This window comes from Pseudomonas sp. FP198 (assembly GCF_030687895.1).
Classification (GTDB): Bacteria; Pseudomonadota; Gammaproteobacteria; order Pseudomonadales; family Pseudomonadaceae; genus Aquipseudomonas.
Window position 1 is genome coordinate 4,592,267 of the sequence record NZ_CP117452.1, and the last position, 21,996, is coordinate 4,614,262.

Below are 21,996 nucleotides of genomic sequence, written 5' to 3' on the forward strand. Positions count from 1 at the left end.
ATGAAACGACTTCCTCCGCTGCCGGCGCTGCACACCTTCCTGATCACCGCCCAATGTTGCAACTTCACGCGCGCGGCGGAACTGTTGCACATCACTCAAGGTGCGGTGAGCCGACAAATTGCCGGGCTGGAAGCGCACCTGGGTTACCCGCTGTTTCACCGCCAGGCGCGTGGCCTGAGCCTGACCGCCGAAGGCCAGGCGTGGCTGCCGCGGGTGCAGCAGGTGTTCGGCCTGATCGGCGAGGCGCTGGAGCAGATCGGCGAGAAACGCCAGGCCCTGCAACTCAAGGCGCCGACCTGCGTGATGCGCTGGTTGCTGCCGCGCCTGCTGCAATGGCAGAAGGAACGGCCAGACGTGCCGGTGGAGCTGACCACCACGGTCCGGCACGGCGTGAATTTCCAACGCGAAACCTTCGACGCGGCGGTCGTCTACGGCCCGCCGCCCGATGCGTCGTTGGCCTGTCTGCACCTGTTCGATGAACAACTGACGCCGGTCTGTTCCCCGCCGATGCTGGAAGGCCCCGCACCGTTGCGCTCGCCCGCCGACCTGCAACAGCACTTGCTGCTGCACCCCACCACCGACGAGCGCGACTGGAACGCCTGGCTCGCCGAGGCCGGCGTCCACCTGAACAACGTCAGCAAGGGCCAGCACTTCGAAACCCTGGACCTGGCCATGTCCATGGCGTCCCAAGGCACAGGCGTGGCAATTGGCGACTGGTCGCTGATCGGCGACGACCTCAGCGCCGGCAGGCTGGTGGCGCCGTTCGAATTGAAGGTCAGGACCGGGCTGGGTTATCACCTGGTGTACCCGCGCAAGGCCCAGGTGTCTGGGCAGTTGCAGGAATTGATGGAATGGCTGGTGGGGGAAGCTCACCGACGCTAGCCGCCCTGAAGCCCCCCTTGTGGCGAGGGGATTTATCCCCGCTGGACTGCACAGCAGGCCCTAGCATTGCGATGGGGTCTGCCTGACACACCTGGGCGCGAAGCTTTAGGGTCGCGGCGCAACCCAGCGGGGATAAATCCCCTCGCCACAAAAGCGCCTCGGAGTGAGTTAAAGCAGATTAGGCGCCTGCGCCGGCTCGACCTGCGCCCAGTGCGAGGTGTCTTCACGGTGCTGCTGCAAGTAGGGCAACACCGCGCCCAGCAAGGGTTCCTTGAAGGCCTCTTGAAAGCGATGGGCCAGGCCTGGGATCAGTTTCAACTGGCTGCCGCGAATATGCGCCGCCAGGTGCACACCATGCATCACCGGCAGCAGCGGGTCGGCGGTGCCATGGACCACTAGGGTCGGCACCTGCAATTGATTGAGCAGCGCCACCCGGCTCGGTTCGGCCAGGATTGCCATGATCTGGCGCTTCACACCTTCGGGGTTGAAGGCCCGGTCGTAAGCCACGGCGGCTTGATGCAGCAAGGCCTGCCGGTCATCGACCACCATCGGGCTGCCCAGCGCGGCGAGCAGGTCGGCCTGTTGCTCAAGCGCCACTTCACGATTCGGCGCGCTGCGCCGTGACAGCAACTGCACCAGCGTTTCACTGGGCGCCGGCAAGCCGGCGGCACCGGAACTGGTCATGATCAGGGTCAGGCTCTCGACCCGTTGCGGCGCCATCGCCGCCATGTGCTGGGCGATCATCCCGCCCATGCTCACGCCCAGTACATGGAAGCTTTGCACCTGCAAGGCATCCATCAAGCCCAGGCCATCGGCGGCCATGTCGGTCAAGGTATAAGGCGCGGCCACCGGCAAGCCAAGCTTGTAGCGCAAGGCTTCGAAGGTCAGGTTGGCAGTGCCGGGGGCCTGGCGCCAGGCGGACAGGCCCACGTCCCGGTTGTCGTAGCGAATCACCCGGAAACCCTGTTCGCACAGCGCCACCACCACTTCGTCCGGCCAATGGATCAACTGACCGCCCAGCCCCATCACCAGCAGCAGCGCCGGATCCGAAGCACGGCCGATGCTCTGGTACGCCAGGCTTACCTGGTCCAGGTCGACCCGTTGGGTCGCGACATTGACATCACAACGAGAAGCCGCCAACGACGGCAGGCCGCACAACAACGCGGCCAGGAAAATGAATACACGCATGAACAAACACCAAAACGCAGAACCCCAATGGAGCGCAAGTCTGATGAAGTTCGTTCAAGCGCGCTGCCACAGTTGCGTGACAGTTTGATGAAGATTGCCGAGTGGTTATCTGCGACCCCGATTCTCCGTGGCGAGGGAGCTTGCTCCCGCTGGGCCGGCTGGCGCTCCAGTGCGTAGCAGCCCATTGGGTCCGTCTGAAGCACCGTGGAGACAGGTAGATTGGGGGTCATTGTCGACAGCCGGCCCCACATGAGACAAACTCAACCTTTTCGTGCTGATCACAAATTTTACTCATGGAGCCATTCCGGTGCTTGAACTCCGTCACCTGAAGACCCTGCACGCCCTGCGCGAAGCCGACAGCCTGGTGGAGGCCGCCGAGCGGCTGCACCTGACCCAGTCCGCGCTGTCCCACCAGTTCAAGGAACTTGAAGAGCGCCTGGGTATGCAGTTGTTCGTGCGCAAGACCAAACCGGTCCGGTTCACCAGCGCCGGCTTGCGCCTGTTGCAACTGGCGGATGCCGCCCTGCCATTGCTGCGCAGCGCCGAGCGGGATATCGCGCGACTGGCCGGCGGCACTGCCGGGCGTTTGCACATGGCCATCGAATGCCACAGTTGCTTCCAATGGCTGATGCCGACCATCGACCAGTTCCGCGATGCCTGGCCGGAAGTCGAGCTGGACCTGGCCTCGGGCTTCGCCTTCGCCCCGCTGCCGGCCCTGGCCCGGGGCGACCTCGATCTGGTGGTCACTTCCGACCCGTTGGAACTGGCGGGCATTACCTACGTGCCGCTGTTCACCTACGAGGCGATGCTCGCGGTGGCGAACCAGCATCGACTGGCGGGCAAACCGTACATCGTGCCCGAAGACCTGATCAGCGAAACCCTGATCACCTACCCGGTGGAGCGCGACCGGCTGGACATCTTCACCCGTTTCCTGGAGCCGGCCGACATCGAACCGGCCCAGGTTCGCACCTCCGAGCTGACGGTAATGATGATGCAACTGGTCGCCAGCGGCCGGGGCGTCTGCGGCATGCCTCACTGGGCACTGCATGAATACAGCTCACGAGGCTACGTGAAGGCCAAGCGGCTGGGTGAGAAAGGTCTGTTCGCCACGCTCTACGCGGCGGTGCGCACCGACATGCTCGACGCGCCGTACATGCGCGATTTTTTGCTGACGGCCAAGGACACATCGTTTTCCACCCTCGACGGGGTCAGTGCCGTGCGCTGACAAGGGCCTTTGTGGCGAGGGGATTTATCCCCGCTGGGCTGCGCAGCAGCCCCCAAACCAGGCAACTCGGTATGCCGGGAATATTGAGTTCAGTGCTTCAGGGCTGCTGCGCAGCCCAACGGGGATAAATCCCCTCGCCACAAAGCGCAACGGTGATGCTCGCTCGGTTCAGAGTTCAAGCCACATGTGGATCTTGTCGAAATACTCATCGCCCACGCGAATCGCCATCGGTTCGAGCCCGTACAAAACGAAGCCGCAGCGCTGGTAAAGCTTGACGGCCGGGTCATTGCCGGCGGTGACGGTCAGTTGCACCAACCGCAGAAAGGCGTGACGACGGGCTTCGTCGAGGGCCGCCCGGACCAAATGCTGGCCAAGCCCGCCCTGGCGATGGGCTGCGGCGACGTACATGCCGAACAGGGTCGCCTTGTGCCGGGCCTTCAACCGAGGCTCCAGGGACAGGCCGACGATACCCACCAGTTCGTCCTTCACGAATGCCCCGAGGATCACATCGAGCCGGCTGGTCAGGCGTGACTCCCACCAATTGATGGGCAGCGTCGCCCGCTCACTGGCACTGGAGGTGAAAGCCTCTGGATGCAGCTCATAGGCCTGGAGCATCAACTCCCGATAGCCCTGGGCATCCGCCACCTTCAGCCGTCGGATGTTCACGCCGAACGCCGTTGCTCAAGCATCAGTCGCAGGGCCAGTGCGCCAAGTACAAACCCCATGAAATAGCGCTGCGCCGCCAGCCAGCTCGGGTTGTGGACAAACCACGAGGCGATGCCGGCGGCGAACAGCGCGATCAGCAGGTTGACGCTGAAGCTCACGCTGATCTGCGTCAGCCCGAGGATGATGCTCTGGGTGAACAGCGAGCCGTGCTCCGGGCTGATGAACTGCGGGAACACCGACAGGTAGAACACCGCGATCTTCGGGTTCAGGGCGCTGGTGAGAAACCCCATGGTGATCAGCTTGCGGGTCGAGTCCGCCGGCAACTGCTGGGCCTGAAACGGCGAGCGAGCCCCCGGCTTCACCGCTTGCCAGGCCAGCCAGAGCAGATACAGCGCACCGGCCCACTTGAGGATTTCATACGCCATCGGCACCGCCAGGAACACCGCGGTCAGCCCCGCCGCCGCGGCGAACATATGCACGAAGAAGCCCGCCACCACGCCAAGCAGGGAAGTGACGCCGGCCTTGCGGCCCTGGCAGATCGAACGGGAAATCAGGTAGATCATGTTCGGGCCGGGCGTGAGCACCATCAACAACGCGGCGGCGGCGAAAACCAGCAGGTCCGGCAATGGAATCATGGCATCAGTCCTTGAGTCTTGAATCAGCAGGTCGCGAGACCAGTGGCTCGATAAAACGGCAGGATCACCTCGCCTGTCAACGGCGCCAGCAACAAATCGCCGGTGCCGGCCGGATCGATCCAACGCACTTCCTCGATCTCGGCGGCGGGAGAAACCGGGGCGTCGATGTCCAGCAAAAACACTTCGGCCTGCACGGTAAAACCCGGCTCGTTGGCGGCCGGCGCACTGAACTGTCCAAGGTGACGAGCCTGCGCCGGATCGATCCTCAGCCCGAGTTCCTCCTCCAGCTCCCGAGCCAGGGCCTGGACCGGTTGTTCATCGGCCTCGATCTTGCCACCCGGTTGCATGAAGGCCTGGGTGCCGCGCTTGCGTACCAGCAAGGTCTGGCCGTCAGGGCCGATGAGCAGGGCGGCGGCGATACGGATGAGAGCAATGGTCATGGTCAAAAAGGCCTCGGGCAGAAAATGCCGGGCAGGGTACAGGGGCAGGCGGTGGGAGCAAAGCCTGGCACAGATCTCCAACCCGACACAGCCCCATTGTGGGAGCGAGCTTGCTCGCGATGGCAGTGGATCAGTTGAAAATATTTGACTGACACTCCGCTATCGCGAGCAAGCTCGCTCCCACAGGGAACCCATCGTCTGGCAGATTTTCATCACCCCAAAATCGGCTTCGGCGCCGCAGGATCCGCTTCCTCCTCGGGGATCTTGACGAACACGCTGTACCGCGCCCCTTCCATCGCCTCGAAGGCGATGAGTTTTTCGATCAGCGGAGCACTCATGACCTTGCCGGCATTGAGCAACAGCATGCCGTTGTCGGCATTGAGGTTGCGGGCCAGGACCATGCCCGCCGCCAGCTCCCGCGTCGTCGTGACCTTCACGGTCGGGTCGGACAGGGTCACGTCTTCCAGGTATTCGCCGCAGGCCTTGATGAAGTCCTCGACCATGTTCGGGTCGTACAGCTTGCCGGCGTACTTGCGGATGTAGACCAGCGCTTCATCGCTGTTCATCTGCCGCTCCAGGATCAACCCGCGCTGCAATTCGATGAAGTCCACCGCCAGTTTCAACAGCCGCGAACCGAACGGAATCGCCTCGCCCTTGAGGTGATCGGGAAAACCGCTGCCGTCCCAGCGCTCCTGGTGATGGAGGATGATGCGCGCGGCGTCCTTCATCGGGTCGAGGGTCATCAGCAGCGATTCACTCTGCTTCGGATAGGCGCGGTACAACTCCAGTTCGCTGTGGTGCAGCATGTCGGCGGGCGTGACCATCATGTTATCGGTCCAGCTCAGCTTGCCGATGTTGTAGAGCGCGGCGGCCATGGTCAGGTCGCGGTCGGTGGACTCGTCGAGAAAGTTGAGCCGGCTGTAGACCCGGATCAATTCGATGATCTGCCGGTTAGTCTGCTTGGCCTTGGGCAGGCGCAGGTTGGCGATCAGCGAGAACACTTCGGTGCCGGTCACGTAGCTGCGCTTGAGCTCTTCGTAGGCCAGGTCGAGCATGTCGGCGGTCTGCTGCAGCTCGGCGGTGCGCGACGCCACGCGTTTTTCCAGCGTGGCGTTGAGGGTCTTGAGTTGCTGGTTCTGCTCGCGGTTCAACGCTTCGAGGCGCTGACGCTCGCTTTCCGAATGCTGGTGGGCCAAGGCCTGGCGCAGGGCCTGCACCAGTTCCTCGTCATTCCAGGGTTTGCTGAGGTAGCGGTAGAGCTGCCCCTCGTTGATGGCCTTGGTCATCATGTCCACGTCGGCGTAGCCGGTGAGCAGGATGCGCAAGGTCGATGGATACAGCTTGCGGATTTCCGCCAGCAGCGTGGCGCCGTCCATGTTGGGCATCCGGGCGTCGGTCATCACCAGGTCGACCGGCCGCTCCTTGAGGATTTCCAGGGCCTTCGCACCGCTGTCGGCCAGCAGGATTTCATACGGTTGGCTGCGCAACAGCCGACGCAGGCTGTTGAGAATCGACTCTTCGTCATCCACCAGCAACACCGTCGGCTTCGCAGCAGGAACGTTCGACGACTGATCTTCCATTGGCACCCCCTCCTATTGACGATCACCGTTCTACCTTACCCCTGACAGACAGGCTAGTAGATAGCAGACATTTAGACACAATTTGCCACCATGCACCGCGCGGTTTCCTTGAGCCGACTATGCTGTACCTCATGAAGGGCCAAGTACAGGCCGAATACTCATGCCAGCGAAAGGGATATCAGATGTTCCCACGGTTCCATAGTCAGCATCTCGACGGTGCACGGCCATGAGCCTGCCGATGGATAGATCCAATCGGCGGATCCTGATCGTCGACGACACGCCAACGATTCATGAGGATTTCCGAAAGATCCTCGCCCCCCATGTGATCCCCGAAGACAGCCTGAGCAGCGCCGAAGAAGCCTTGTTCGGCGCACCGGTGGTGATCGCCGCCCAGAGTTTCGAGCTGGAATCGGCATTTCAAGGCATGGAGGCCTTGAGCAAGGTGGAAACGGCCCTGGCCCGGGGTAAACCCTTCGCCATGGCCTTTATCGACATGCGCATGCCGCCAGGCTGGGACGGTCTTGAAACCATCGAGCGGCTGTGGCGCGTCGACCCCAAGCTACAAGTGGCGCTGTGCACCGCTTATTCGGATTACTCCTGGGAGGACATCGCCGATCGCCTGGAACTGGGTGACCGCCTGCTGATCCTGAAGAAACCCTTCGACGCCATCGAGATCCGCCAGATGGCAAGCACCCTCACCGTCAAATGGCAGATGACCGAAGACGCGGCGCTGAAAATGGACATGCTCGAACGGGCCGTGGAGGAACGCACCCGGGAACTGGCCGACGCCAACATCATCGTGCAGAACAGCCCGACCATCCTTTATCGCCTGCGTGGCGAGCCGCCGTTCCCGCTGATGTACATCTCGCACAACATCACCAAGTTCGGCCATGTCGCGGCGCAACTGATCAGCTCGCCGGACTGGGCGCAAACCCTGATCCACCCCGACGATCAGGGCAAGGTCCAGGAGGCCATGGTCCGCGTCCTGGACCGAGACACGGTCGGGGCGTCCATCGAGTTTCGCATGCGCACCGGAGACGACACCTTTCGCTGGGTGGAGAACCGCTACATTCCGGTGCGCAACGAGCAAGGCCTGTTGCTCGAAGTCGAAGGCATCATCCTCGACATCACCGAGCGCAAAGTGGCCGAGGAAAAGATCGCCCTGCTCGCCCGCACCGACGGCCTGACCGGGCTCGCCAACCGCGCCACCATGATCGAGCGCCTGCACCAGGCGTTCGCCGCCGCGCGCCGGGGGGCGGCGCCGTTCGCGATGTTCTACCTGGACCTGGATCACTTCAAGCGCATCAACGACACCCTCGGGCACCCCATCGGCGACCTGCTGTTGCAGGAAGTCGCGGCGCGCCTCAAGGGCTGTACCCGGGAAAACGACGTGGTGGCGCGCCTGGGCGGCGATGAATTCGCCATCCTGCAACTGGATGTCCATGAAGCGACGCACTGCGCCGCGCTGGCCGGCAAAATCCGTGACGCGCTGGTGGCGCCCTACTCCCTGGACGGCAACGATGTGCGCATCTCGGTGAGCATCGGCATCAGCCTGTACACGCCGCAAAGCCTGAGTGCCGACAGCCTGATGGCGCAGTCCGACATGGCGCTGTACCGATCGAAGGAGAAGGGCCGCAACCAGTATCACTTCCACAACGAAGAGATCAATCAGGAGGTCACCGACCGGGTCGCCCTGGCCAATGACCTGCGCCAGGCCATCGAGAACAACGAACTGCAATTGCATTACCTGCCGGAAGTCGACCTCGGTACCGGCAAGATCCTCGGCATGGGCGTGCAGGTACGCTGGAACCACCCCGAGCGCGGCTGGCTGGAGCCGGCGGCGTTCATGCCTGCCGCCGAGAAAACCGGGATCATCATCGGCCTCGGGCACTGGGTCCTGGACCAGGCCTGCCAGCAGATGCGCCAATGGCGCGACCAGGGCATGGCGCCGCCGGTGATCGCCATCGACCTGTCCCTGACCCAGCTCAAGACCGGCCCGGAACTGATCTACGACGTGCTGCGCACCACCGCGCGCTGGGAGCTGGCGCCCTGGGACCTGCGCTTCGATGTCACCGAAGCGACCCTGGCCCAGACCAAATGGACCCACAACGACGTGCTGCCACGCCTGTGCGAACTCGGCGTACAGGTCGCCATCGATGACTTCGGCACCGAGTATTCCTCGTTCGATTATCTGAAGACCTATCGGGTCAACCACCTCAAGCTGGCCCAGCGATTCCTCGACAGCGCCAACGCCGATCCGGAAAACGCCACGACCCTGCGGGCGATCATCAACTTTGCCCGGGACGTCGGCATCGGCATCATCGCCGAAGGCGTCGAGACCCAGGAACAACGCACCACCCTGATGTCCAGCGGCGGGTCGATGCAGGCCCAGGGGCATTACTTCAGTACCGTGGTCGACAGCGACCAGGCTGCCGCACTGCTCAAGGCCGGCACCATCGTCCCGGTGGCCGACCACTGGACCCGACCGGCCAGCCAGCTATCGGAGAGCAACCCATGAACCCCATGTCGGTACCTGCCAACCGGCGAATCCTGGTGGTGGACGACACGCCCGCCATCCACCAGGATTTTCGCAAGATCCTCAGCCCCAGCGCCGGCAATGACGATTCGCTGGACGACACCGAGAGCCTGCTGTTCGGCACCCCGCAGGTCAATCGATTGCAATTCCAGATCGACTCGGCCTATCAGGGCGAGGAAGCGCTGGAACTGGTCAAGCGCGCCCAGGCCGAGGGCCAGCCGTATGCGCTGGTATTCGCCGACATGCGCATGCCGCCGGGCTGGGACGGCCTGCAAACCATCGAACAGCTGTGGAAGGCCGACCCGCGGCTGCAAATTGCCCTGTGCACCGCGTATTCGGACTATTCCTGGGAAACCATGTCCGAACGCATCGAGTTCGACGACCAGTTGCTGATCCTCAAGAAACCGTTCGACACCCTGGAAATCCGCCAGATGGCCAGCGCCATGACCTGGAAATGGCAACTGGCGCAAGACGCAGCGCGGAAAATGCGCAGCCTGGAGCGCACGATCGAAGAGCGGGTCCAGGAACTGCTCAAGGTCTCTCACCTGCTGCAATACGACGTCCTCACCGAACTGCCCAACAGCATGCTGCTCGGCGACCGCCTGACCCAGGCCCTGGCCCAGTGCCGTCGGCATGACCGGCAGCTGGCGGTGATGTTCATCGGCCTCGACCGCTTCAAGCGCATCAACAATGCGCTGGGCCATCCGGTGGGCGATGAAATGCTCAAGCGAGTGGCACGTACCCTGGCCACCGTGGTGCGTGAATCCGACTCGGTGTTTCGCTACGGCTCCGATGAATTCGTGGTGATCCTCGGCGACGTCGCCGATCCGCAATTGATCAAGGGCGTGGCGGAAAAACTGCTCGCGGCGATCAACTCTCCGCACCCCATCGACGGCCATGACCTGACGGTGACGGCAAGCCTGGGCATCAGCGTGTACCCGACCGACGGTTTCGACGCCGTGGCGCTGATCAAGAAAGCCGAGACGGCGATGCGCAACGTCAAGGAGACCGGCCCCAACGACTACCGTTTTTTCACCGAGGACATGAACCGCCGGGCACGGCAGCAGCAGACCATCGAATCGGGTTTGCGCCTGGCCCTGCAACGCAAGGAATTCGTGCTGCATTACCAACCCAAGCTCGACCTGACGAGCGGCGCGGTGGTCGGTGTCGAGGCGCTGGTGCGCTGGAACCGGCCCGACCAGGGGCTCGTCTTTCCGTCGGATTTCATCCCGGTGGCCGAGGACAGCGGGCTGATCGTGCCGCTGAGCCAATGGGTGCTTCAGGAAGCCTGCCAGCAGGCCTGTCGTTGGCAGGCAGATGGCATGCGGCCGCTGTACCTGTCGGTGAATGTCTCGGCGATCGATTTTCGCCAGCGCGGTTTCGTCGAAGGCATTGCGCGCACCCTCAAGGAAACCGGCCTGGACCCGACACAGTTAGAACTGGAGATCACCGAAAGCGTGCTCATGCAGAACATCGACACCACCGTCGCTACCCTCAAGGCCATCAAGCAACTGGGGGTACGGCTGGCCATCGATGACTTCGGCACCGGCTATTCGAGCCTGAGCTACCTGCAGAAATTTCCGGTGGACGTGTTGAAGATCGACCAGTCGTTCGTCGGCGATCTGAGCATCGACAGCAACGACGCGAAACTGGTGAGCACCATCATCAGCCTGGGCAAGAGCTTGAACCTGCACATCATTGCCGAGGGTGTGGAAACCCGCGAGCAATTGGAGTTCCTCAAGGTTCACCAATGCGAGGAAGCCCAGGGCTATTACTTCAGCAAGGCCGTGGAGCCGCAGGCCTTTGCCCAGTGGATGGCTGCATGGGAAAAAAAACCGAATCCGTTTTCATGAGCAATCGAGTCCCTAACCGAAGTTTCAAGGAAAGCATCCCATGGCGTCACACGGACTGATTCTGGCTCTCTGCCTGCTTATGGGATACAGCGTGACCACTCACGCAGAACCATTGGACGAACCGCTCAAACCCCTGCCTGCCGCTCCGGCCCTGGACCCCAAGCGGGTCCAGTTGGGCCAGCGGCTGTTCAACGACCCACGGCTGTCGGTCAACAACACGCTGTCCTGCGCCAGCTGCCATCGCCTGGACAAGGGCGGCGCCGATGACAAGCAGTTTTCCCTGGGCTTCGACGGCAAGCCGGTGGAGGTCAATACCCCCACCGTGTTCAACGCCAGCCTGAACTTCCATCAGTTCTGGGACGGCCGCGTCGATACCCTGGAAGAACAGGTGCATATCGTCGTCACCAGCCCCGCAGAGATGGGCAGCGACTGGAAAACGGTGGTCAAGCGCATCGCCGATGATCCAGGCTACGCCAGGGATTTTGCCGACGCCTACCCCGGCGGCGTGACCCAGCCCAACATCCAGGGTGCGCTCGCCGATTACGAACGCACCCTGCTGACGCCGAATTCGCGCTTTGACCAATACCTGCTGGGCAACACGGACATTCTCACCCCTCGGGAGAAATTCGGTTACCAGCGCTTCAAGGAATACGGCTGCATTGCCTGCCATCAGGGCGTGAACATCGGTGGCAACATGTTTCAGAAGTTCGGGGTGATGGGGGACTACATCCAGGACCAGGGCAACCCCACCCGGGCCGACGAAGGCCGCTTCAACATTACCGGCGACGAAGCCGACCGCCAGGTGTTCAAGGTGCCGAGCCTGCGCAACGTGGCCGTCACCGCGCCGTATTTCCATAACGGTTCCGCGCCGACCCTGGAGCGCGCGGTGGAAGTCATGTTCAAGTACCAGTTGGGTCGCGAACCGCTGAAAAACGATACCCAACTGATCGTCGAGTTCCTCAAGACCCTCACCGGCGAATGGGAGGGCAAGCCGCTATGAACAGTCTCTCCCGCCGCCTCGGCCTGGTTTTCATCGGCGTCTTGCTGGCTTCGATCCTGTTGTTCATGTACATCGAATCAGGCGCCCGGCAAGCCGCCTCGCACATCGAATCGCGCGACCTGATCCGCTTGCTCAAGCAGCAGGACGGGATCTGGGACAACGAAGTGCTCAAGTCGCGAATCGCCCTGAGCCACAACTACGACCCGCTGGTCTCGCCGCTCAATGAAATGACGCGCCTGTGGCAGCGCCTCGATGCCATCGAGGCGGAGCCGGGCCGCCATGCGCCCGAGCTCTGGTCGGCCCAGCGCGACGAGTACCTCAAGGCGCTCAAGGAAAAAACCCGCCTGGTGGAACAGTTCAAGTCCCATAACGCGGTGCTGCGCAACTCCCTAGCTTTCCTGCCCACCGCCGAAGACGATATCCAGCGCCAGTTCTCCCTGCTGTCCGACAACGACAAGCTTCGGCTGCAGAGCGCCACCATCGATACCTACGACCTGCTGCTCGCCACGCTGGAGTTCGCGCAGATCACCACCCAAGACCAGGCTGCCGAAATCCTGATGGGCCTCAACCAGCTGGATATCAACAAGGAGCGCTTGCCAGAAGGGCTCGTCAGCTCCGTGGAAATCCTGCGCAGGCACATCGCGCTGATCCTGCGCGAGCAACCATTGGTCAACCAGCTACTGCGCGACTTCGAGGCCGTCCCCCTGGCCGCCCGCCTGGACACCATCACCCAACTTCTGGAAAAGGACCAGGAAAAAGCCGCCGCCAAGCATCAGCGCAACCACATTATGTTGCTGGTGTTCGCTACTCTCCTGGTGCTGATTCTGATCTGGCTGGCGGTTCGGCTGGTGCGCAGTTTCGGCGAGATCAAGCGGGTCAACAGTGCCCTGCAAACCGCCAACGACGAACTCGAACAACGGGTCGAAGAGCGCACCCGCCAGCTCAAGGACACCCAGAGCGAACTGATGGACACTGCCCGCCAGGCCGGCATGGCAGAGATCGCCACCAACGTCTTGCACAACGTCGGCAACGTGCTCAACAGCGTGAACATCTCTGCCGACCTGGTCAGCCGCAAGCTGCGCAGCAGCAAGGCCCTGGGGCTGGGCAAGGCGATGAACCTGATCAACGAACACAACCACGACCTGGGGCATTTCCTCACCGAGGACGAAAAAGGCAAGCTGTTGCCCGGCTACCTCAACCAGTTGGTGGAAGCCATCGCGGTGGAACAACAAAGCCTGACCGACGAACTGGCGCAACTGAGCAAGAGCGTGGACCACATCAAGGACATCGTTTCCACGCAGCAGTCCTACGCCGGCGCCAACAGCCTGATGGAACCCCTGGTGGTCAGCGAACTGCTCGAAGATGCCCTGCGCATGAACTCCGGTGCCCTGACCCGCCACCATGTGACGGTCATCAAGGACTACGGCGAAGTGCCGCGGATCATGGGCGACAAACATCGCCTGCTGCTGATCCTGATCAACCTGATCAGCAACGCCAAATACGCCATGGCCGGGGTGTCCAACCATGCACGGAACATGACGCTCAAGGCCACCGTCGTAGACGATGAGACCCTGCAGATCAGCGTGAAGGACGAAGGCGAAGGCATCCCGGAAGAGAACATGACACGCATCTTCGCCCACGGCTTTACCACCCGTAAGGACGGCCACGGGTTCGGCCTGCACAGTTGCGCACTGGCGGCGATTGAAATGAACGGCCACCTCACCGCACACAGCGAGGGGCCGGGTACCGGGGCGACGTTTGTATTGCAGTTGCCTCTGAAACTCGCAGAAGGTGAGCCATGAACAGCCTGAGCAACCGGCGCATCCTCTTGATTGATGACACGCCCGCCATCCACGAAGATTTCCGCAAGATCCTGACCCCGGAGGACGAAAGCGACAGCGACCTGCAGGACATGGAAAGCGCGCTGTTCGGCGAGGCCCCGAAACCCGCCGCCACCGTGTTCGAACTCGACTCGGCCTACGGTGGCCAGGAAGGCTTGAGCAAATTGCAAGGGGCGTTGGCCAAGGAGCTTCCTTATGCCCTGGCCTTCGTCGACATGCGCATGCCCGAAGGCTGGGACGGCGCCAAGACCATCGAAGAGCTGTGGAAAGTCGACCCGCAATTGCAGGTGGTGGTCTGCACCGCGTATTCGGATTATTCCTGGGACGAATTGCTCGACCGCCTGAACGGTCATGACCGCCTGCTCATACTGAAAAAGCCCTTCGACAACATCGAAGTCCAGCAGATGGCCAATACCCTGACCACCAAATGGGAAATGACTTCCCGTGCCCGTTTGAAAATGAACAAGCTCGAAGACCTGGTGGAGCAACGCACCCTGGCGTTCAAGCAGGCCAGCGAATTGCTACAGATGGAAATCGACGAACGCAAGATGCTTGAAAGCCAGCTCGTGCAGTCGGAAAAACTCGCTTCGCTGGGTCAGCTGGCGGCCGGTGTGGCCCACGAAATCAACAACCCGATCGGCTTCATTTCTTCCAACCTCGGCGCTTTGGGCGGCTACTTCAGCAAACTCGAGGAGATGCTCCAGGCCTATGGCAGCGCGGAACAGGCGATTGCCTCGCCGGAGCTGGCGATGAATCTGAAGAGCCTGCGCGAACAGGTGGAGCTGGATTTCCTGGTGGAGGACATTCCAATACTGATCAAGGAATCCAAGGACGGCATCGCTCGCGTCGGACAGATCGTCAAGGACCTCAAGGACTTCTCCCGCGTCGACTCCAGCCAGGAATGGCAGATGGCAAACCTGCAGCAGGGCATGGATTCGACGTTGAACATCGTCGCCAACGAAATCAAGTACAAGGCCGACGTGGTCAAGCAATACAGCCCCCTTCCGGAAGTCGAATGCCTGCCGTCGCAGATCAACCAGGTGATCATGAACCTGATCGTCAACGCCGCCCAGGCCATCGGCCCCGAGCGCGGCACCATCACCCTGCGCAACGGGGTCGAGGGCGACAACGTCTGGATCGAAGTCGCCGACAACGGCTCAGGCATCCCACCGGAAACCCTGCAGAAAATCTTCGACCCGTTCTTCACCACCAAACCCATCGGCCAGGGCACGGGGCTCGGGCTGTCGCTGTCCTACGGCATCGTGAAGAAACATAACGGCGAGATTACCGTGCGCAGCGAAGTCGGCGTCGGGACCACCTTTCGTGTGGAGCTGCCGGTACGGCAGATGAAGTTGGCGGGGTGACCTGTGGCGAGGGGATTTATCCCCGCTGGGCTGCGCAGCAGCCCCCTGAAAGCAATTCAATTTACCTGGCCCACCGGGTTGTCGGTTTTGGGGCTGCTTCGCAGCCCAGCGGGGATAAATCCCCTCGCCACAGGGTTCCTGTTGCCTGCCGTTTCAACGCAAGCGCAAAATCTCTGCGCCCCCATCGCCCCTCCCCAAGGAACCCGCATGAGCCTATCGCTGCTGAGCCGCTACGCCTTCTTCGCCGGCTGTGTGATCTTCACCCTCGCCAGCCTGCCGTTCCTGCAACACGACTGGCTCTGGCCGATCGTGCTGTTGACCGGGCTGCTGAGCCTGCTGGGGGTGTTCGACCTGCTGCAAAGCCGTCACGCGGTACGCCGTAACTATCCGATCCTGGGGAACATCCGCTACCTGGTCGAAGGCATCCGCCCGGAGATCCGCCAGTACCTGCTCGAATCCGACAGCGACGCCCTGCCCTTTTCCCGCGCCCAGCGCTCGCTGGTGTACTCGCGGGCCAAGAACGAAAGCGCCGACAAACCGTTCGGCACCTTGATCGACGTTTACCAGACCGGGTTTGAATTCATCGGCCACTCCATGCGCCCGGCCCCGTTGAGCGACCCCAGCGGCTTTCGCGTCACGGTCGGCGGCCCGCAATGCACCCAGCCGTACTCGGCGTCGGTGTTCAACATCTCGGCCATGAGCTTCGGCTCCCTGAGTGCCAACGCCATCCGGGCGTTGAACCAGGGCGCGAAGCTCGGCAATTTCGCCCATGACACCGGCGAAGGCAGCATCAGCCCTTACCACCGCGAACACGGCGGCGACCTGACCTGGGAATTGGGCAGCGGTTACTTCGGTTGCCGCACCTCCGACGGGCGTTTCGACCCGGAGCGCTTCGCAATCCAGGCGCAGAACCCGCAGGTGCGGATGATCGAAATAAAGATGAGTCAAGGCGCCAAGCCGGGCCACGGCGGGATCCTGCCCAAGCACAAGGTCACCCGGGAAATTGCCGAGACCCGGGGCATCCTCATGGGCGAGGATTGTATTTCGCCGTCTTGCCACAGCGCGTTTTCCACGCCTATCGAACTGATGCAGTTCGTCCAGCAACTGCGCGAGCTGTCCGGCGGCAAACCGGTGGGCTTCAAGTTCTGCCTGGGGCATCCGTGGGAATTCATGGGCATCGCCAAGGCCATGCTGGAAACCGGAATCCTGCCCGACTTCATCGTGGTCGACGGCAAGGAAGGCGGCACCGGCGCCGCGCCGGTGGAATTCACCGACCACATCGGCGTGCCGCTGCGCGAAGGCTTGCTGTTTGTGCACAACACCTTGGTGGGCCTGAACCTGCGGGACAAGATCAAGCTCGGCGCCAGCGGCAAGATTGTCAGCGCCTTCGACATCGCCAGTGTCCTGGCCATCGGCGCCGACTGGGCCAACGCCGCGCGCGGCTTCATGTTCGCCATCGGCTGCATCCAGTCACAAAGCTGCCACACCAACAAATGCCCCACCGGCGTCGCCACCCAGGACGCCCTGCGCCAGCGCGCCCTGGTGGTCCCGGACAAAGCCCAGCGGGTCTACAACTTCCACCGCAACACCCTCAAGGCCCTGGCCGAAATGCTCGCCGCCGCCGGCCTCGACCACCCTTCGCAACTGCAACCCAAGCACCTGGTGCGGCGCATGTCGGCCACCGAGATCAAGCTGTTTTCCCAGCTGCATGTTTTCCTCAAACCCGGGGAGCTGTTGACTGGTGAAGTGAACGGCGAATTCTATTCGCGGATGTGGCAGCTGGCGCGGGCGGACAGTTTTGAGCCCCAGGAAATCGCGGCGGCCTAACTTCGCGTCCGCTCTCGTGGCGAGGGAGCTTGCTCCCGCTGGGGCGCGCAGCGGCCCCAAGACAGGCACCGCGCTACTGCAGTCAGACCGCGCCAGCCCGGTTGCGACTGCTGCGCAGCCGAGCGGGGGCAAGCTCCCTCGCCACGGGGTGATGCGCTGTGTTTGCTATGCGGACGTTCAGCGACACCGCTCGATATCAACCATCAAACACAACTTGGGCGCCACATCAGGATCACCCTGCGGTTTTTTCATGAAGATGTAGCCGCTGTCATTGATGACAAACAGGTCATAAAACCCAGTAGACACCACCGGCAGAAAATCCCCGCGCCGGATCGATGCAACCATTTCTGCATCCTTGGCGAGGTACACGTTGGTGATGCCCGCCCGTGGCAAGCTTTCCGGCAGTAATACGTAACCTACGCCCAGCACATACCGTTGAGCCGGCATCGCCGCGAACAATCCGCTGGCCGCCGGGAGCCAGTTGGCTTTCAGTTCGGGGATCATGTAGAGGCGGTTCTTATCGCGCAGCGGTGAATGGTTGATGTCATAAGCCAGCGAAGCCAGGACCACGGCTTCCTGTTCCTTTTGCAGCGACAGGGCACGGCCGTGTCCGAAGGAGAATGACAACATCGCCAACAACGGAATCAGCAAGACCAGTCCCAGGCCTGCATGAACACGGGTGAGTATTTGCAGGCTCATAAAGAACGTCAGCAATAACAATGCCGAAAAAGCCACCAGGGTCCTGGCACCGTGGTTGAACTCGGCAAATAACAGCGTGATACCAGGGATGCAGAACAAGAGCACTGGAAGGGTCAACAGATAAACGAGCAACAGCAGTGCTTTTCGCCAAAGCAGGTCTGGGCGACGGAACAACCCGATGCCTGCCCATGCGAACCCGACCAGCATGAGCAACGCACCGCTCCAGACCCAAGGTCGGGCCCCTTCCATCAACAGATACGCAAGAAAAACAAGCCGGTCGCCTATTTCCACCAGACTGCTGGCTTCCAGCGGCAGCAACGCCTGACGCGCTCCGGTCATCAGTTGATAAGCCGTGACGTAATAGACCAATACGCCGCCGATAATGACCAGAAGCTTGCGCGCAATGAACCGCAGTACTTGCTCCGACGGCTTGCCCGCCCACACCTGTCTAATCACCTCGACACAACACATGGCGATAAAAAAACCGATCAGCACTTGATAGATCGCAAGGGCCACGGCCAGCAGCGATGCCGGTATCCATACGTCTCGCCAGGCCCTGTCGTTGGTCCAGATGACGGCGTAGACAAGCGCCACCAGTCCCAATGCCATCGCCGGTCCGTCGTAGTGGTAGGACAGGTTCTGCAAGAAGAAGGGGTTGTACCAGATCGGCAGGACGACCAGGCAATGAACAAACGTCGGCCGTTCGAAATAGAAAAACGTCAGCGACCTCAACGCAAACGAGATGCCCGCAGTCGCGATGAACAATGGCAAGGGGAACAGATCCGGCGCTTTCGAACCAAACGAAAGTGCGTTGTAGAACAGCTCGATGACAACCCGCCCTTCCTCGCGCCAGCCCTCTCCCGCCACCAGCGCCCGCCAGTTATCGTCGTTATAGAAATAATCAGCCTGAACCAGGGGAAAGATATGAAGAAAACTGGCCGTCAGGAACAACAGCAGCACCTCCCGTGGCGTCATTATCCTGGCCCACAAGGACTGGCTCACGGTTCATCTCGCATCTTGGGTGTTCCGCCCCGGATCATTTCCTTGATGACATACCGGGGCCGATGTTTCGTCTCCAGATAAATGCGCCCGATGTATTCACCCAACACGCCAATCCCGATCAGTTGCACGCCGCCCAGGAACAGGATCGCGGTCATCAGCGATGGATAACCGGGCAGATCGTTTCCGAAGATCCACTTGTCCAGAATCAGGTAAGCGGCATACAGCAACGAAACCAACGAAATGCAACTGCCGACGTACGTCCACAACCGTAAAGGCACTGTGCTGAACGAAGTGATGCCTTCGAGTGCGAGGTTCCACAACTTCCAGCCGTTGAACTTGCTGTTGCCAGCGGCGCGGCCGGCGCGGTCGTATTCGATGATGACGGTGTTGAAACCGGCCCACGACAGTACGCCTTTCATGAACAGCTGGTATTCGGGAAGGGTCTTGATGACCTCCACGACCTTGCGGTCCATCAGCCGAAAGTCGCCCACGTTCTGTTCAATGTGCGGGTAGGCAATCCGATTGAGCAGGCGGTAGAACAGCGCCGCTCCACGCCGCTTCAGGTAACTGTCGGATGAACGACTGCGACGCTTGGCCAGCACCACTTCGGCGCCTTTTTGCCATTGCTCGATCATCCGGGGGATGACATCGATGGGATCTTGCAGGTCCACGTCCATCGGGATCACCACATCACCGCTGGCGTGTTCGATTCCGGCAAACAAGGCCGGCTCCTTGCCAAAATTACGCGAGAAGTCGATCAATACAACCTGGCTGTCCGCCAACGCTATCTCACGCGCCAGTGCGGCAGTCTGGTCGCTGCTGCCATCGTTGATGAAAACAATCTCGACGCTATGGTCCTGGAGCTGCGGATGCTCGCGGACACTTTGGTAGAACAGGCCGATGGCCTGCTCTTCGTTGTACACCGGAACGATCAGCGAAATCTTCATGGACGAGGTCCGCGAAACACGACAAACCGGGAAAACAGGAAACCGAGCACCAGGCTCAACAGCGAGAACGCCGCGACGGTCAGCAGGCCATGCAACTGCCAGCGATCCCCGAGATGCCCGACGATGAAACTCAGGGCGCCCATGACACACAGGAACAGCATATAACCCGGCACCGAGAGCTTGGCCTCGAAGGTATAAAGCGCATTGGCATAAAAGGAAAATGTCGCGGCGAGGCAAAAAGCGATGAAGTTACTCGTCGACTGATCGAGGTCGAACGCCACGCGCAGCACAAAGAACACCTGCCAGTGGATCAGTGTGTTGGCCAATCCGACGAGTGAATAACTGAAAAAACCATTCCATATCGCTTTCATGCTCCCTCCAACGGTCAGTGCCGCCGGACATGACGTCCAACGCCTTCAACACGCGGTCTTGCGTTAGAAATAACAGGAGCGAGACAGTTCAGGAAAACGCTTCGGCAGTTGCCGCGAGGCGGGGGGTCAGGTTTCTTCGAACCCATGAAAAAGCCCCGGTCATTCGGCCGGGGCTTTCTTCGACAGTGCCAGGCTTACGATGCGGAACGCATCGAACCCTGCACCTGTTCCTTCGGCTGCAACTTGAACGTGTAGAACAACACCGTCAACAGCACCAGGAACGCCGGGCCGATATACAGCGCCACACGCGTGTCGGGGAAGTACGCCATCAAGCCCACCACCAGCACCAGGAATGCCAGCGCCAGGTACGAGCTGACCGGGTACAACCACATGCGATACTTCAACGCCGCACGCTCGGACGCGCTCAGGCCTTTGCGGAATTTCAGCTGGGCCAGCAGGATCATCACCCAAGTCCAGATCGCGCCGAAGGTGGCGATGGAAGTGACCCAGACGAAGACTTTCTCCGGTACCAGGTAATTGAGCAGCACGCCCAGCAGCAGCGCGGCGATCGATAACAGCAACGCACGGCGCGGCACGCCGTTGCTCGAGGTCTTGGCGAAACCAGCCGGGGCCTGGCCGTTCTGCGCCAGGCTGTAGAGCATCCGGCCGGTGCTGAAGATCCCGCCGTTGCAGGACGACAAGGCGGCGGTGATCACCACGAAGTTGATGATGCCGGCGGCGGTCTTGATGCCCAGGCGCTCGAAGGTCATCACGAACGGGCTGCCCTGGGTGCCGATTTCGTTCCACGGGTAGATCGACAGGATCACGAACAACGCACCGACGTAGAACAGCAGGATCCGCCAGAACACCGAACCGATGGCGTTGGGGATGGTTTTCTGCGGGTTGCGCGCTTCACCGGCGGTCAGGCCGATCATCTCGACGCCCAGGTAGGCGAACATCACCATTTGCAGAGACATCAACACGCCGGACACGCCGTTGGGCATGAAGCCGCCGTGGGTCCACAGGTTGGAAATGCCCAGGGCCACGCCATCGTTGCCGAACCCGAAGGCGATGATGCCGACGCCGCCGATGACCATGGCGATGATCGTCACGATCTTGATCAGGGCGAACCAGAACTCGAACTCACCGAAGGCCTTGACCGCGATCAGGTTGATCGAGCCCATGCTGACCAGTGCGGCCAACGCCCAGATCCAGCGGGGCACATCGGGGAACCAGATGCCCATGTACACCGCCACCGCGGTGATCTCTGCCACACAGGTCACCAGCCAGAGGAACCAGTAGTTCCAACCGGTCAGGAAGCCTGCCAGCGGGCCGAGATAATCCTGGGCATAACGGCTGAACGAACCGGCCACCGGGTTATGCACGGCCATCTCGCCGAGGGCGCGCATGATTACCAGGATCGCCAGCCCACCAATGATGTAGGACAGCATGATCGCCGGGCCGGCCATTTCGATGGCCTTGGCCGAGCCGAGGAACAGCCCGACACCGATGCAGGCGCCGAGCGCCATCAAGCGGATATGCCGCTCGCCGAGCTCACGTTTGAGCGGACCACCCTGAGCGGTCTCGCCATGGGGCAGAGGATTGCCGACTGGCATAGGGATACAACCTCGTCTTGTTATTGGATTAACCACCGAGTCTCCAAGGCCACGGGCGGATAAGCCTGCAACCTTGCCGAAACCGGGCCTGCCTCGTGGGCAGACCGTCCTGTAGGACAAGTCCTCAAGATCAGCGGGTCGTGCAGTATAAAAAGCCGGGAACAGAGAGTTTCACTGTAAAACCTGGAAAATTCAGGGATATGCCACAGTAAAAACCGTCTTTAAGGAGAGGCATTATCTGCGATTACAGCGGTTCAAGGAACGCCGCAAGTATTGCACAGTGATGGTGCAGGGTCATGCGTTGGTAGAGGTCGATGGCTCTAA

17 protein-coding genes are annotated in these 21,996 nt (G+C 61.4%); 8 read left to right on the top strand and 9 right to left on the bottom strand.

All coding sequences use genetic code 11. The features are described from left to right. Positions 1–882 (top strand): LysR substrate-binding domain-containing protein, encoded by an 882-nt coding sequence (locus PSH78_RS20955; protein WP_305496478.1) that lies wholly within the window; start codon positions 1–3, stop codon positions 880–882. Between the two features lie 168 nt (positions 883–1,050). Here PSH78_RS20955 and PSH78_RS20960 read toward each other — a convergent pair whose 3' ends face one another. Further along, on the bottom strand, positions 1,051–2,070 hold the full coding sequence (locus PSH78_RS20960) for an alpha/beta fold hydrolase (RefSeq protein WP_305496480.1): 1,020 nt from the start codon (positions 2,068–2,070) through the stop codon (positions 1,051–1,053). A 307-nt stretch (positions 2,071–2,377) separates the two neighbouring features. Here PSH78_RS20960 and metR point away from each other — a divergent pair, with 307 nt between their 5' ends. Next, positions 2,378–3,295, top strand: coding sequence for a transcriptional regulator MetR (gene metR / locus PSH78_RS20965; RefSeq protein WP_060740854.1), 918 nt, complete (start codon positions 2,378–2,380; stop codon positions 3,293–3,295). Positions 3,296–3,463: 168 nt separating this feature from the next. On the opposite strand, the gene PSH78_RS20970 is transcribed toward metR, so the two are convergent. The 4 genes from PSH78_RS20970 to PSH78_RS20985 form a co-directional block, all read right to left on the bottom strand. Then, complete coding sequence (locus tag PSH78_RS20970) at positions 3,464–3,961, bottom strand: N-acetyltransferase family protein (protein ID WP_370870993.1); 498 nt, start codon at positions 3,959–3,961, stop codon at positions 3,464–3,466. After that, complete coding sequence (locus PSH78_RS20975) at positions 3,958–4,596, bottom strand: LysE family translocator (RefSeq protein WP_305496483.1); 639 nt, start codon at positions 4,594–4,596, stop codon at positions 3,958–3,960. Before PSH78_RS20975 ends, PSH78_RS20970 begins: the two co-directional genes overlap by 4 nt. Positions 4,597–4,619: 23 nt before the next feature. Continuing rightward, positions 4,620–5,036 (bottom strand): NUDIX domain-containing protein, encoded by a 417-nt coding sequence (locus tag PSH78_RS20980; protein ID WP_305496485.1) that lies wholly within the window; start codon positions 5,034–5,036, stop codon positions 4,620–4,622. A gap of 212 nt (positions 5,037–5,248) precedes the next feature. Further along, positions 5,249–6,616, bottom strand: coding sequence for an HD domain-containing phosphohydrolase (locus PSH78_RS20985; protein ID WP_305496487.1), 1,368 nt, complete (start codon positions 6,614–6,616; stop codon positions 5,249–5,251). 226 nt (positions 6,617–6,842) lie between these two features. On the opposite strand from PSH78_RS20985, the gene PSH78_RS20990 reads away from it, so the two are divergent. The 6 genes from PSH78_RS20990 to PSH78_RS21015 all read left to right on the top strand — a co-directional run bounded on the left by PSH78_RS20990 (position 6,843) and on the right by PSH78_RS21015 (position 17,037). Further along, entirely contained in the window at positions 6,843–9,134 is a 2,292-nt protein-coding gene (locus PSH78_RS20990) for an EAL domain-containing protein (protein WP_305496489.1), read from the top strand. Beyond that, positions 9,131–11,005: an EAL domain-containing protein gene (locus tag PSH78_RS20995; RefSeq protein ID WP_305496491.1), complete on the top strand. Its 1,875-nt coding sequence runs from the start codon at positions 9,131–9,133 to the stop codon at positions 11,003–11,005. Before PSH78_RS20990 ends, PSH78_RS20995 begins: the two co-directional genes overlap by 4 nt. A gap of 40 nt (positions 11,006–11,045) precedes the next feature. Then, on the top strand, positions 11,046–12,005 hold the full coding sequence (locus PSH78_RS21000; protein ID WP_305496493.1) for a cytochrome-c peroxidase: 960 nt from the start codon (positions 11,046–11,048) through the stop codon (positions 12,003–12,005). Beyond that, positions 12,002–13,807: a DAHL domain-containing protein gene (locus tag PSH78_RS21005; RefSeq protein WP_305496495.1), complete on the top strand. Its 1,806-nt coding sequence runs from the start codon at positions 12,002–12,004 to the stop codon at positions 13,805–13,807. Before PSH78_RS21000 ends, PSH78_RS21005 begins: the two co-directional genes overlap by 4 nt. Further along, on the top strand, positions 13,804–15,210 hold the full coding sequence (locus tag PSH78_RS21010; RefSeq protein ID WP_305496497.1) for an ATP-binding protein: 1,407 nt from the start codon (positions 13,804–13,806) through the stop codon (positions 15,208–15,210). The genes PSH78_RS21005 and PSH78_RS21010 overlap by 4 nt, the downstream gene beginning before the upstream one ends. A gap of 207 nt (positions 15,211–15,417) precedes the next feature. Beyond that, a complete protein-coding gene (locus tag PSH78_RS21015; protein ID WP_305496499.1) occupies positions 15,418–17,037 on the top strand; it encodes an FMN-binding glutamate synthase family protein in 1,620 nt (539 codons plus the stop codon). Between the two features lie 177 nt (positions 17,038–17,214). Here PSH78_RS21015 and PSH78_RS21020 read toward each other — a convergent pair whose 3' ends face one another. The 4 genes from PSH78_RS21020 to PSH78_RS21035 form a co-directional block, all read right to left on the bottom strand. Next, positions 17,215–18,687, bottom strand: coding sequence for a glucosyltransferase domain-containing protein (locus PSH78_RS21020; protein WP_305496500.1), 1,473 nt, complete (start codon positions 18,685–18,687; stop codon positions 17,215–17,217). 47 nt (positions 18,688–18,734) lie between these two features. Further along, a complete protein-coding gene (locus tag PSH78_RS21025; RefSeq protein ID WP_305496502.1) occupies positions 18,735–19,685 on the bottom strand; it encodes a glycosyltransferase family 2 protein in 951 nt (316 codons plus the stop codon). After that, positions 19,682–20,056, bottom strand: a complete 375-nt coding sequence (locus tag PSH78_RS21030; RefSeq protein ID WP_305496504.1) for a GtrA family protein — start codon at positions 20,054–20,056, stop codon at positions 19,682–19,684. The genes PSH78_RS21025 and PSH78_RS21030 overlap by 4 nt, the downstream gene beginning before the upstream one ends. A 194-nt stretch (positions 20,057–20,250) precedes the next feature. Continuing rightward, on the bottom strand, positions 20,251–21,672 hold the full coding sequence (locus tag PSH78_RS21035; RefSeq protein ID WP_305496506.1) for an amino acid permease: 1,422 nt from the start codon (positions 21,670–21,672) through the stop codon (positions 20,251–20,253). Positions 21,673–21,996: the final 324 nt, after the last annotated feature.

Bases quoted from the DNA above. Each gene is read 5' to 3' on its own strand.
- PSH78_RS21000 (WP_305496493.1), top strand. From the start codon at position 11,046: ATGGCGTCACACGGACTGATTCTGGCTCTCTGCCTGCTTATGGGATAC.
- PSH78_RS20975 (WP_305496483.1), bottom strand. From the start codon at position 4,596: ATGATTCCATTGCCGGACCTGCTGGTTTTCGCCGCCGCCGCGTTGTTG.
- PSH78_RS20980 (WP_305496485.1), bottom strand. From the start codon at position 5,036: ATGACCATTGCTCTCATCCGTATCGCCGCCGCCCTGCTCATCGGCCCT.
- PSH78_RS21025 (WP_305496502.1), bottom strand. From the start codon at position 19,685: ATGAAGATTTCGCTGATCGTTCCGGTGTACAACGAAGAGCAGGCCATC.
- PSH78_RS20955 (WP_305496478.1), top strand. From the start codon at position 1: ATGAAACGACTTCCTCCGCTGCCGGCGCTGCACACCTTCCTGATCACC.
- PSH78_RS21010 (WP_305496497.1), top strand. From the start codon at position 13,804: ATGAACAGCCTGAGCAACCGGCGCATCCTCTTGATTGATGACACGCCC.
- PSH78_RS20990 (WP_305496489.1), top strand. From the start codon at position 6,843: ATGAGCCTGCCGATGGATAGATCCAATCGGCGGATCCTGATCGTCGAC.
- PSH78_RS20995 (WP_305496491.1), top strand. From the start codon at position 9,131: ATGAACCCCATGTCGGTACCTGCCAACCGGCGAATCCTGGTGGTGGAC.
- PSH78_RS21035 (WP_305496506.1), bottom strand. From the start codon at position 21,672: ATGCCAGTCGGCAATCCTCTGCCCCATGGCGAGACCGCTCAGGGTGGT.
- PSH78_RS21030 (WP_305496504.1), bottom strand. From the start codon at position 20,056: ATGAAAGCGATATGGAATGGTTTTTTCAGTTATTCACTCGTCGGATTG.
- PSH78_RS21005 (WP_305496495.1), top strand. From the start codon at position 12,002: ATGAACAGTCTCTCCCGCCGCCTCGGCCTGGTTTTCATCGGCGTCTTG.
- PSH78_RS21015 (WP_305496499.1), top strand. From the start codon at position 15,418: ATGAGCCTATCGCTGCTGAGCCGCTACGCCTTCTTCGCCGGCTGTGTG.
- PSH78_RS20960 (WP_305496480.1), bottom strand. From the start codon at position 2,070: ATGCGTGTATTCATTTTCCTGGCCGCGTTGTTGTGCGGCCTGCCGTCG.
- PSH78_RS20985 (WP_305496487.1), bottom strand. From the start codon at position 6,616: ATGGAAGATCAGTCGTCGAACGTTCCTGCTGCGAAGCCGACGGTGTTG.